Raw genomic sequence first — 10574 nt, 5'->3', positions numbered from 1 at the left:
ATGGAAGAAATTGGAAAGAAGCTTGTAAAGATACCAAGGTTCTATCCCAGTTCAATGACATGTTCTATCTGCAATATAGTCTACAGAGGATTAACTCTGGATGACAGGACATGGACCTGCACTTGTGGAGCATTCCATGATCGAGATATTAATGCCGCTGTCAATATCCGCAACTACGGAATGACAATGATACAACAAACCGCAGGAACTGCGGGGATAGCCTGTTGATACTTAGTAGGATGCTACTATTGAGCAGGAAGCACTGACCCTTTAGGGTCTGGGTAGTTCACCAGACTCAGAATAAGATATTTATCATAACACCTACCAATTAATCACTGGAGGTTTAGAATTGAGAGATATGACAGAATTATGGAAAAAAGCCACCTTGTTTGGCATTGGTATGTGGGCCCTCACCGAAGAAAAGATCCAGGATTTCACTGATGATCTGATCGAAAATGGTGAAATGAGGAAGGAAGAAGGCAAGAAATTCGTACGCGAACTGGTAGACGAGCAGAAAAAGCAGAAAGAAGAAATGGAAAACAGGATCACTGCCAGAGTACAGGATACCTTCAAGAAGGCTGATTATGCAACCAGGGACGAAGTAAAAGACCTCAAAGAGATGATGATCGGGCTGGAAAGCAAGATAGATATGCTTGTAAACAGGGAAAAGGTAATGCATGAACAAGAGGCAGCTTCACCTTTAAGTAAAGAGGAAGAAGATATTTAATATGAATACCAGGTATCTGGAGGATGGAGGATGGTCATCAGTAAAGGCGAGAACCTATTCCTTATTTTTGCTAAATTCATCTATTCCCTGACGCAGGGACCACAGGCAAGCCCTGAAAATTCTGAAACTGAAGTTGCAAGCTGGAGCATCCTGCCGGAGACTCCAAATGCAGGAGACGTCCTGATAATTCAGGGTAAGACAGAACCCGATAAGGTGATGGACATCGAGGTCTCATTTTCAAGAGATGTGATTGTCAGGGACGGCTCTTACGAGTATAGTTTTGAGGGGATCAGGATACCCAAGGGCAGGAACCGTTTCGTGGTCAGATCCAGGCAGGTGAGGGATCTCAATTTCATCGTAAAGATGTTCATCGATTTTAAAAGGAGTTTTGATGCGAATGGAGGAGTTGCCGAATTTGCGGAAGATAACGTTCCTCACGGGACATACGACATACTCATCAATGGGGAAGCTCAGGAAGGCGAAAAAAAGGTAAGGCTGGATTTCATAGCCATGCAGGCCGTAAACTCGGACAGCGAGGGCAACTTCAATCACAGCCATGGAACAGACGCGCTTCCGGCAGGTGATTTTACCGTAAGCCTTGGGAACTCGGAAAAGAAGATAACTTTAGGACCTGCAGAGTGACAGCAAATAAAAAGGGAGTGATATCAGACTCCCTTTGAGCTCATCAGTTTAATGAAATCAGTAGACTCCATTACCGGGCAACTCTCTATATAGCAAATGTCCGACCAGGGCAGATTGAATTCTGCAAATGCCTTAGCATCGTTGGTCTCGTACAGTATGAAATATCTTCCGCCGGAAAGGTCTACCCACTGGTTCATGACGTTTACGCCCGCGGGAGGTCTCAGCTTCTTGAAATGCTCAATTACCTGGTCACTTTCCTCGGGTTGCCATGTGCTTATACTTAAAAATAACATATTCTCACTCCTGTTGTTAACTGTAGGCGAGCATAAAGTCAATATTCTACACCCTACCTCACCTATTACAAATTGGAGTTAAAGAATATTTAACAATTTCCCCGAATGTAAATATATGGAAAATTGAGCCATCATTTAATAAGAGTGACAGGAATAGAGAAGAATATCCAGACCGGGCAGGAACCACATATTTGGTGCATGCCGGTGCTTGGAGTTACAGGATTTGTCATGGCGGGACTTTTGGGGATGTGGCTTGTGGTATACATACTCCGGACAGGACGTATCTGAATACACACAACTTAAATAAGAGGCACATTCTATTAGTTAGAGTGATTAGAACTGGCTGATGGCCAAATGGTGAGAAAAATGACAGACCCGAATGTTGAGAGAAAACTTGTGGAAATTATGCGCATCATCAGTGAGAGCGATAAGCCTGTAGGTGCACGACTTATTGCCGACGAGCTTCACAACCGTGGCTATGCGATAGGAGAGAGGGCTGTCAGATATCATCTGAGAATACTTGATGAAAGAGGATTCACCCAGAAACACGGATACATAGGCCGTACTATTACAGAGCGCGGTAAAAAAGAGCTAAGCGATGCCCTTATCAGCGACAGGCTCGGTTTTATCATTACAAGAATAGAGGAACTCATATACAGGGCCGATTACGACCTTAACACCGGCAAGGGAAATGTCATCGTAAATGTCACCTATATTGACAAGGATGATTTTGACAATGCTATTGACGTTGTCAGGTATGCAATGTCCCAGGGAGCAACTATCAGCTCCAAGATTGCCGTTTTCGAAGAGGACTCAACAGAGTTTGATATTTATGTGCCTGAAGGCCAGATAGCTCTGGCAACAGTATGCAGTATCACATTTGACGGCCTGCTGCTCAAAAGCGGCATACCTGTCTCCCCTGCTTACGGCGGGCTGATGCAAATAGAAAATCATGAACCTGAAGGTTTTATTGATCTCATATCCTATAACGGTACATCCATCGATCCCATTAAACTTTTCTTAAGAAGAAAGTCGACCTCCGTTCTTCAGACTTTCGACACGGGAAGCGGGAAAATGCTGGCCAATGTGCGGGAAATACCTGCAGCTGCAGCATCCAGAGCCCTTGAAGTGATGGAGCTTGCCAAAAAAGCAGATATTCAGGGACATATATGTATCGGCGAACCTGGGGAAGAAGTATTCTATGCGCCGGTCTCAAGAGGAATGGTCGGCATTCCTGTCATGGCAGGCATTAATGCTGTGGCTGCTGTAGAAGAGGCAGGCATTAAGGTAGAGACGCTCCCGGTTTCCACAGTAGTGGAATACAGGCGGATGAAACAGATCTGACGGCCCTGTCCGCTTGCCCTGCTTTAAGGAAGAAAAAACTATAGCTTGCTCTTTTTTACAATATTCATCATTGAGAAGTAACCCCGGCCAAATTCCTGTGACAGAATGGAATAAGCCTGCCTGTCGGTGACCCCGGTGCGCTTTATGTTATGATAGCGTTCCATTACGCTGCCAGTCTCTTCTTTTGTCCAGCGTTTCCTCTGGTTGAAATGCGGATTGCCGCCATTGGACCGCAGGCCCTCCAGCATCCATCCACGCTGTATATTATTGATATGCTCGATCTGGTGCTCATATGCTGTTCTGTTTATTTCAAAACCTGTAGAGTATCTGCCAAGGGAACGGGCGACCTTTGCGGTGGAAAAGCTTCCCAGGAAGAAGTCGCATATAAGGTCATCTTCGTCCGAGGAATAAAGGATCATCTTCCTGAGCAGTTCAACAGGTAGTTCATTACTGTTCTTTGTCCTGCCTTTTTTGAAATCCCGACCGATAGTCCATACATCCTCAAGATCACAGTAGAGCATGGATGAACCCTCCGAATCCTTTTCCGCGGCACCGAAACGACAGTAAGGATTGAACTTGGCTTCTGCAAGGTCCTTTTTCCGACAGTAGAGGATATGATAATGGGAAGTCACGAATTTGTGCTTGGTGCTTACCCCGAAGTTGTATTTCCAGATGATATGATTGATGAGCTCAAGGCCGTTCTGTTCAATGGCAAGCAGGATATCAAGCAGGTTGGTCCACCCTGAAACGATATACATGGAACCTGTGTCTTTCAGAATCCTTTTTGCCTGCCCTATCCACCTGAAAGAAAAATCCCTGTAATTCTCTCTTGAGACCTCCACATAACCTTGCACAACATGTTCCTCCTTGCGGTTATAGAGCTTGTGTAGCTGATCGCCCTCTATGGCAAAAGGCGGATCCGTGATGACAAGGTCCACCACTGCATCCGGAATATAATTTTTTGCGCCGGCGATGCAGTCCATGTTGTAGTATGTGTCTCTCATCAGAGCGAAATATGCACTTACACCATATATATGCTTTTAGAATATTATACTAATATTGATAAATATTCCAAAGAGATTTGATTCTGCGTCGGGCAGCAACTGACTTCACGTTTGCCAAGTCGCCTGACTGAAGTATTGGTGTTATCTGCAGTATGCAACTACATGTACAGACTTGGTAACATAATAGATAATACAAAATTATAAATAGAATAAACTCTACACTGGGTATCCGTCTACCTAGTAAGACAAAGTTCAGGTGTATAGCCATGATCAGAACATTACCAAAAATCGATTCCAGAATGATATTGCAGTTCTTGCTGCTTATCAGTGTCATACTTATGGCGTTTGCCGTGCCGGGTTCGGCAGAAACCGTAGAACAAAATGCAGAGGATATTGCAAACCTCCAGACCGCGCTTACAGTCTTGTGGCTGATAATCGCAGGTGCCATTGTGTTCCTGATGCATGCGGGATTCTCGCTTGTTGAGATCGGGCTTACTCGCACGAAGAACACAGCTAACATCCTGATGAAGAACTTCATGACCATCTGTCTGGGTGTAGTTGTATACTGGGCAGTCGGCTGGGGCATTATGTATGGTGCAGACTATGCAGGCCTTATAGGTATTGACCAGTTCTTCCTGATGGGTGCTGACAACGCACTGTGGAACAGCTGGTGGTTCCAGATGGTCTTTGCAGCAACCGGTGCAACCATAGTATCAGGTGCAATGGCTGAGAGAACTGATTTCAAGGCATACCTCATATTCACAGTAATTATGGTCGCACTCATTTACCCCATCTACGGACACTGGGTATGGAGTGGTGCAGGAATACTTACAAGCGGCTTCCTCGTTGATGCCATCGGTGTTGCGCACCATGACTTTGCCGGTTCCGGAGTAGTTCACTCCATAGGCGGATATGCGGCACTTGCCGGTGTACTGGTCGTTGGTTCAAGGATCGGGAAGTTCAAGAACGGCAAGCCAATGGCAATACCCGGTCACAGCCTTCCACTGGCGTTCCTCGGTACACTTATACTGGCGTTTGGCTGGGTAGGGTTCAACGGAGGTAGTACACTGGATGGAAACGATCCGTTCATCAGCCTTGTGATAACAAACACATTCCTTGCAGCTGCAGCCGGTTGTATAGCTGTCATGGCCATCACCTGGATGAAGACAGGAAAGCCAGACCCTTCACTTACCGCGAACGGTCTGCTTGGAGGCCTTGTAGCGATCACGGCAGCTTGTGGCTCGGTCAACAACACTGCAGCAATCATAATAGGTTTAATCGGTGGTATCGTAGTATATGCAGGCGTAATGTTCAATGAGAACGTACTCAAGGTGGATGACCCTGTAGGTGCCATAGCAGTACACGGATACTCCGGTAGCTGGGGACTTATCGCAGTTGGTCTCTTCGCACTTGGAACCAATGGTACGATACTTGAAGGTGCAGCATATACTGCTGAAGTCGCTGGTCTGTTCTACGGTGGCGGAGTACAGCTCCTTCTCATCCAGCTGGCCGGAGTAATACTTAGTATCGTATGGGCATTTGGTGCAGCGTTCGTGATTTTCAAGCTAATCGACCTGGTGATCGGACTGCGTGTATCCGAAGAACACGAGATCACCGGGCTGGACATAGTAGAACACGGTATCAGTGCATACCCTGAGTTCATGATTCACGAGGAGTGATTTAAATGATGAAGATAGAAGCGATCATAAGGCCAACAAAGGTTCACGAAGTTAAGGATGCACTTGATGAAGCAGGATTCGAGAGTGTTACAGTTACCGACGTAAAAGGCCGCGGTAAGCAGAAGGGTGTAATGCAGCAGTGGAGAGGACGCAAGTACTGCGTTGACCTGTTGCCAAAGATCAAGATGGAAATCGTTGTAAATGATACAGATGCCGACAAGGTCATTGATATCATTTCAAAGGCAGCAGCCACCGGAACCATCGGTGACGGCAAGATCTTTGCTTATCCGATTGCAAAGATAGTAAGGATACGCACAGGGGAAACCGATGGAGATGCGCTTTAAGCGCATTTCCCATACCTTCTTCTGCTTTTACCAGCTCTGAACCAATACTTTCACAAGAGATAGACTTTTCTGGTGCAAGAAAAAACCCATTATGAGGGTGTTCTTGAATTTTTCCTTTTTCCAGCATTTTAGAGGCAATTTCTATCCGATCCAAATACGAACATTGATGTCTCCCACATAGTTAAAAATCCATGTTCATCTATGTAGATCCATTATCGAATAAGAACCGGCGAGCATGGGCGAGGGTTTGCTGTAGTTGCAGACGAGGTCAGAAAGCTCGCAGAGGACTCCAGAAAAGCTGCACACAGATAGCCGGCCTGCTTATTGAGATCAGAGACGGCACTCATGCTGCCATATCTTCGATGGAAACAGGCACCTATACAGTGTCGACAGGAGTACAGGCCCTCAACCATACAGTAGAAGCGGTCCAGAAGATAGTTGAGGAAAGCAATAAGGTTGCCCTAATGGCGCAGAACATTGCAGCTGCTGCAGAAGAGCAGTCCGCTTCCATTGAGGAGATAACTGCAACAGTAGACGAGGCCGCCTCGCTTTCACAGGAAGCAGCTGCAGGAACAGAAGAAACCTCTGCTGCCGTGGAGCAGCAGAATGCTTTTATGGCGGAACTGGCAAAGAGCTCACAGGAACTCTCACAGATGGCTTCAGACATGCAGCAGATGGTTGCTAAATATCTTTCAGAATAAGCAGAAGGGAGTTTTGTCCCTTCGCCCCCATTTTTCTTTTTTATCTGCCCTCTTTCTGATTTCCTCGTCCTGAACCACGGACTTTGGGATTTAAATCTTAATGTTTGCCTTGACCCATAAACGAGTGTTCTAAAATGAAATTATATATAAGGGTCGTTCCTGATCAGACAGAATTTCCTGTTGTACCGCCCATGGACTAAAAAATAAAACACCTCGTTGTTAATTTTCAAAATAGCTGAATAAGTGCAACTAATATTCTTTTTGGTTATTTTTATAAATTATAGTATATTTATGTTTTACAAAACTTTATATAATATTATCTAGTACATAGGATTCCGTTGTACTATTCGAAAAGCAGCTCCGAAATAGTACACAAGAACAAGTAACAAAGAATTGAAGGTAAGACCATGCGACAAGTAGCAATATACGGAAAGGGCGGAATCGGAAAGTCAACGACTACACAGAACCTGACAGCAGCACTCGCCATGATGGGAAAAAAGATACTGTTGGTAGGATGTGACCCTAAGGCGGACTCAACAAGAATGCTTCTTGGCGGTCTTAACCAGAGGACAGTACTTGACACATTAAGAGCAGAAGGTGATGAATCTGTTGAACTCGACAAGCTTCTACAACCAGGATTTGGAGGAATAAAGTGTGTCGAATCAGGCGGACCTGAACCAGGTGTCGGTTGTGCAGGAAGAGGAATAATCACATCAATTAACCTGCTGGAAAACCTTGGTGCATACAATGAGGATCTGGATTACGTATTCTACGACGTACTCGGTGACGTAGTATGCGGAGGTTTCGCAATGCCTATCCGTGAAGGAAAGGCAAAGGAGATCTACATAGTTGCAAGTGGGGAACTCATGGCCATCTATGCAGCTAACAACATCTGCAAGGGTATCCAGAAGTATGCAAAGGGAGGTGCACGTCTTGGCGGCATCATCTGCAACAGCAGAAATGTAGATGGAGAACGCGAACTTCTCGAAGCATTTGCACAAAGGCTTGGGAGCAAGCTCATTCACTTCGTGCCAAGAGACAATATTGTCCAGCGAGCTGAGATCAACAGGAAGGTAGTAATCGAATATGACCCTGACTGCAACCAGGCAAATGAATATCTTACATTGGCCAACAACATCGAAACCAATGAGCTGTTCGTTGTCCCGAAGCCACTGGAAATGGATGATCTTGAAGCAATGATGGTAGAATTTGGAATTGTCGAACTATGAGGTGATAATAATGCAGATGATACGTGCAATTATCAGGCCGAACAAGGTCTCGTATGTTGTGGAGGAACTTGAGAAGGAAGGCTTTGTTTCCCTTACCAAGATAGATGTATTCGGCAGGGGAAAACAGAGGGGCATCCATACAGCAGAAGTTCATTTTGATGAACTCCCAAAGACAATGATCATGATGGTGGTTGACGACGAGAATCAGGACAAGGTCGTGGAAATAATCAAGCGCTCAGCACACACCGGCAAGTACGGTGACGGCAAGATCTTCATCAACCCCATAGAGAGCTCATACACAATACGCACAGGCGAAACAGGCATTTGATTCTCGCAGAGGAATGAAAATGAAGGAAATAACAGCCATCATCCGCATGAACAAGGTCCAGCGGACGATAGAGGCCCTTTCAGACTGCGGATATCCTTCTTTCACGGTCCAGGTAGTAATGGGCCGGGGCAAACAGAAGGGTCTGTGTTATGAATTTGAACCCCCGCTCCCAACCCCGGAGACTGCTGCATCAAAGAACTGCATACCCTTTATCCCAAAACGCATGTTCACAATAGTTGTTGACGACGGAGCAACTGAGGAGGTTGTCCGGAAGATAATAGAAGTAAACAACACAGGGCATGCCGGAGACGGGAAGATATTCGTGACAGACATACCTGGGTCCATCAGGATACGTACCGGAGAAGAAGGCGACATTACCGTAGAGAGGGAATCACAATGAGCTCTGAAGTAGAAGCCACACAGGACATCGTTGATGAAATGATGAAGAGGTATCCCGAGAAGGTTGCCAGGGACAGGAGAAAACATGTGGTTGTAAGGAACTGTTCCACAGACCAGCATATTGAAGCCGACACCAAGGTGGTACCCGGCATCATGACAAACCGCGGCTGCGCTTTTGCAGGCGGCAAGGGCGTGGTCATGGGACCTATCAAGGACATGGTGCACATAGTCCACGGGCCTATAGGGTGTGGATATTACACGTGGGGAACCCGCCGTAGCATGGGAAAGGCAGAGAATGGCGGAGATAATTACCTGCAGCCCAAGTTTGACAGTTTTCACTCCTTGATGAAGAGAATGTCTTCTCTTTCAGCCCAATTTTTTCGTTTTTTTGTCAGGAAAACCTATTTGACAGTTTAAACAATTTCATGCAAAATTCTACGATTTTGCCCTTTTTTGCCTTAAGATCAGTGTATTTATAGCATCAAAGTTGGCATAAATGTACTTTTTGGCCCCTTCTTTCAGGAAATCGACGGTAACTGTCAAATTCAATAAGCTATTTTTAATGAATTTTGTGGACTTATGTTTGAGTTCATTGAACTCATATCGCAACAGCGATATGAACAATTGTGCAATGAACCCGATAATAATAGCTCCATAAACACTAGCATCCGACCACACTCTTAGCGGTTTGATCTCTATCTCATTCTTCAGGGAATTGATGATCTTCTCGATAGAATCCTTTTTCCTGTATGTTTGAAGAGCTTGTTTCAATGTCAAATTCTTGCTTGATCTCAGGCAGAAAAATCCCTCTCTGCCTGTGATCAGACGTTCTTCGAGAAGTTTGATAGCTTCTTCTTCATCAAGATTCACCAGCTTTGTCTGCAATGAATAAACAACATCAACAAGGGCATTATTGATCCTGAACTTTTTAGGCAGCTTCTTATTCTTATCAATAGATTCCTGTATCTCTTTTGCTTCCTCTATCTGCCTCATTATCTTCCTTGCTCTTGATTCAAGTTGCTCTATCTGGAGTTTTTCAGAGAAATAAAAATAGTTGACACTACTTGGTTTTACTATCTTCATTCCATATATGCCATCATCAGGGTCAATGGTTTCAAGAGAAAAGTCCCCGAAATTAGCTATTATCTTGTCGTCACTCTTATTGAGCTTCCTTGCAGTCAGATACTGCATATCATCTGCCATTATCATGGCAGTGTTCTCTATGCTGTGAGCTCCTTTATCGAAAACAACAAGTGATTCTTGCTTGAGCCTTTTGTTTACTTGTTGATACGTTTTCCTGAAGTGTTTCTGATCATGCATATTTCCCTGTTCTACGGTGATGCCTATAGGCACGTTTATGGGATCTGCAAGTTCAGTTATACCCAAAGTTATCTGTTTTTTGTCAGGCCTGTGATCTCTGCTATATCCATACTTTCCGAGAGGAGATTTATCCCCATACAGAACGATACTCGTCCAATCCATATTGATGTTGGTATGTTCGAAGTCATACCTGTCAAACAGTCTGTCCTGAATATCGGAAATAATCGTTTCACGATTATTTCCCAGGGTTTCAAGAACCCTGTAAAGTGTCCTTTCACTGAAATCTTCGAGATCGAAGATATCAAGTACCTCATCACGTTTTATCCAGTCATGAGCTTTACTTATGCTGAAATTATCTGTAAGCTTGTAGCTTACAAGAGCCTTCAGCAGGTTGTTGATATCAATACCATTCTTTTTGTGTTTACCGAAAACAGTAGGAAAGTCAAGGATATCATAAAGTTGGTTTACTGCCACAATAGTTCCGACAGGAAAGCATATATTCTCGTTAGGAATAATGTCATATGTTCTTAGTTTTTGTTGCATTTTTTGTCGAATACATCAAGA

The 10574-nt window shown here is 44.7% G+C and carries 13 protein-coding genes and 2 pseudogenes; 12 read left to right on the top strand and 3 right to left on the bottom strand.

The window, feature by feature from the left end; genetic code table 11:
- The 3 genes from Q8J68_RS01675 to Q8J68_RS01665 form a co-directional block, all read left to right on the top strand.
- Positions 1-228 (top strand): transposase (locus tag Q8J68_RS01675; RefSeq protein ID WP_305309826.1); only part of this gene is annotated, 228 nt, incomplete at its 5' end.
- 130 nt (positions 229-358) lie between these two features.
- Positions 359-727: a phasin family protein gene (locus Q8J68_RS01670; RefSeq protein ID WP_305309829.1), complete on the top strand. Its 369-nt coding sequence runs from the start codon at positions 359-361 to the stop codon at positions 725-727.
- A 30-nt stretch (positions 728-757) separates the two neighbouring features.
- On the top strand, positions 758-1369 hold the full coding sequence (locus Q8J68_RS01665) for a hypothetical protein (protein WP_305309825.1): 612 nt from the start codon (positions 758-760) through the stop codon (positions 1367-1369).
- Between the two features lie 23 nt (positions 1370-1392).
- Here the strand turns inward: Q8J68_RS01665 and Q8J68_RS01660 are convergent, their stop codons facing one another.
- The gene (locus tag Q8J68_RS01660) at positions 1393-1662 is read right to left on the bottom strand and encodes a DUF3303 domain-containing protein (RefSeq protein ID WP_015053257.1); all 270 of its coding nucleotides are present in this window, start codon (positions 1660-1662) and stop codon (positions 1393-1395) included.
- A 144-nt stretch (positions 1663-1806) separates the two neighbouring features.
- Between Q8J68_RS01660 and Q8J68_RS01655 the strand changes: the two genes are divergently transcribed.
- Both Q8J68_RS01655 and Q8J68_RS01650 read left to right on the top strand, forming a co-directional pair.
- The gene (locus Q8J68_RS01655) at positions 1807-1950 is read left to right on the top strand and encodes a hypothetical protein (protein WP_305309824.1); all 144 of its coding nucleotides are present in this window, start codon (positions 1807-1809) and stop codon (positions 1948-1950) included.
- A 78-nt stretch (positions 1951-2028) separates the two neighbouring features.
- The gene (locus Q8J68_RS01650) at positions 2029-3006 is read left to right on the top strand and encodes a DUF128 domain-containing protein (protein ID WP_305309823.1); all 978 of its coding nucleotides are present in this window, start codon (positions 2029-2031) and stop codon (positions 3004-3006) included.
- A gap of 38 nt (positions 3007-3044) precedes the next feature.
- Here the strand turns inward: Q8J68_RS01650 and Q8J68_RS01645 are convergent, their stop codons facing one another.
- The gene (locus tag Q8J68_RS01645; RefSeq protein WP_305309822.1) at positions 3045-4010 is read right to left on the bottom strand and encodes a site-specific DNA-methyltransferase; all 966 of its coding nucleotides are present in this window, start codon (positions 4008-4010) and stop codon (positions 3045-3047) included.
- A gap of 266 nt (positions 4011-4276) precedes the next feature.
- Here Q8J68_RS01645 and Q8J68_RS01640 point away from each other — a divergent pair, with 266 nt between their 5' ends.
- The 7 genes and pseudogenes from Q8J68_RS01640 to Q8J68_RS01605 form a co-directional block, all read left to right on the top strand.
- Positions 4277-5689, top strand: coding sequence for an ammonium transporter (locus Q8J68_RS01640; RefSeq protein ID WP_305309821.1), 1413 nt, complete (start codon positions 4277-4279; stop codon positions 5687-5689).
- 5 nt (positions 5690-5694) lie between these two features.
- Positions 5695-6033 carry a P-II family nitrogen regulator gene (locus tag Q8J68_RS01635; protein WP_305309820.1) on the top strand — a complete coding sequence of 113 codons (339 nt, stop codon included), beginning with the start codon at positions 5695-5697 and terminating at the stop codon, positions 6031-6033.
- Between the two features lie 207 nt (positions 6034-6240).
- Positions 6241-6734: pseudogene (locus tag Q8J68_RS01625) on the top strand (methyl-accepting chemotaxis protein).
- 407 nt (positions 6735-7141) lie between these two features.
- The gene (nifH, locus tag Q8J68_RS01620; RefSeq protein WP_305309819.1) at positions 7142-7963 is read left to right on the top strand and encodes a nitrogenase iron protein; all 822 of its coding nucleotides are present in this window, start codon (positions 7142-7144) and stop codon (positions 7961-7963) included.
- 10 nt (positions 7964-7973) lie between these two features.
- On the top strand, positions 7974-8291 hold the full coding sequence (locus Q8J68_RS01615) for a P-II family nitrogen regulator (RefSeq protein WP_305309818.1): 318 nt from the start codon (positions 7974-7976) through the stop codon (positions 8289-8291).
- 19 nt (positions 8292-8310) lie between these two features.
- Entirely contained in the window at positions 8311-8691 is a 381-nt protein-coding gene (locus Q8J68_RS01610) for a P-II family nitrogen regulator (protein ID WP_305309817.1), read from the top strand.
- Positions 8688-8975 (top strand): annotated as a pseudogene (locus tag Q8J68_RS01605) (nitrogenase component 1); the annotation flags it as partial. The gene Q8J68_RS01610 and the pseudogene Q8J68_RS01605, both read left to right, overlap by 4 nt.
- A gap of 150 nt (positions 8976-9125) precedes the next feature.
- On the opposite strand, the gene Q8J68_RS01600 reads toward Q8J68_RS01605, so the two are convergent.
- Entirely contained in the window at positions 9126-10553 is a 1428-nt protein-coding gene (locus Q8J68_RS01600; protein ID WP_305309816.1) for a transposase, read from the bottom strand.
- Positions 10554-10574 lie beyond the last annotated feature (21 nt).

Source organism: Methanolobus sp. (assembly GCF_030682845.1).
Taxonomy (GTDB): domain Archaea; phylum Halobacteriota; class Methanosarcinia; order Methanosarcinales; family Methanosarcinaceae; genus Methanolobus.
This window is presented reverse-complemented; position numbering and strand designations above follow the sequence as displayed.

Excerpts from the sequence above, each read along its gene's own strand:
- Q8J68_RS01615 (WP_305309818.1), top strand. The coding sequence starts at position 7,974 with ATGCAGATGATACGTGCAATTATCAGGCCGAACAAGGTCTCGTATGTT.
- Q8J68_RS01650 (WP_305309823.1), top strand. The coding sequence starts at position 2,029 with ATGACAGACCCGAATGTTGAGAGAAAACTTGTGGAAATTATGCGCATC.
- Q8J68_RS01600 (WP_305309816.1), bottom strand. The coding sequence starts at position 10,553 with ATGCAACAAAAACTAAGAACATATGACATTATTCCTAACGAGAATATA.
- Q8J68_RS01635 (WP_305309820.1), top strand. The coding sequence starts at position 5,695 with ATGATGAAGATAGAAGCGATCATAAGGCCAACAAAGGTTCACGAAGTT.
- Q8J68_RS01660 (WP_015053257.1), bottom strand. The coding sequence starts at position 1,662 with ATGTTATTTTTAAGTATAAGCACATGGCAACCCGAGGAAAGTGACCAG.
- Q8J68_RS01640 (WP_305309821.1), top strand. The coding sequence starts at position 4,277 with ATGATCAGAACATTACCAAAAATCGATTCCAGAATGATATTGCAGTTC.
- nifH (WP_305309819.1), top strand. The coding sequence starts at position 7,142 with ATGCGACAAGTAGCAATATACGGAAAGGGCGGAATCGGAAAGTCAACG.
- Q8J68_RS01665 (WP_305309825.1), top strand. The coding sequence starts at position 758 with ATGGTCATCAGTAAAGGCGAGAACCTATTCCTTATTTTTGCTAAATTC.
- Q8J68_RS01670 (WP_305309829.1), top strand. The coding sequence starts at position 359 with ATGACAGAATTATGGAAAAAAGCCACCTTGTTTGGCATTGGTATGTGG.
- Q8J68_RS01645 (WP_305309822.1), bottom strand. The coding sequence starts at position 4,010 with ATGAGAGACACATACTACAACATGGACTGCATCGCCGGCGCAAAAAAT.
- Q8J68_RS01610 (WP_305309817.1), top strand. The coding sequence starts at position 8,311 with ATGAAGGAAATAACAGCCATCATCCGCATGAACAAGGTCCAGCGGACG.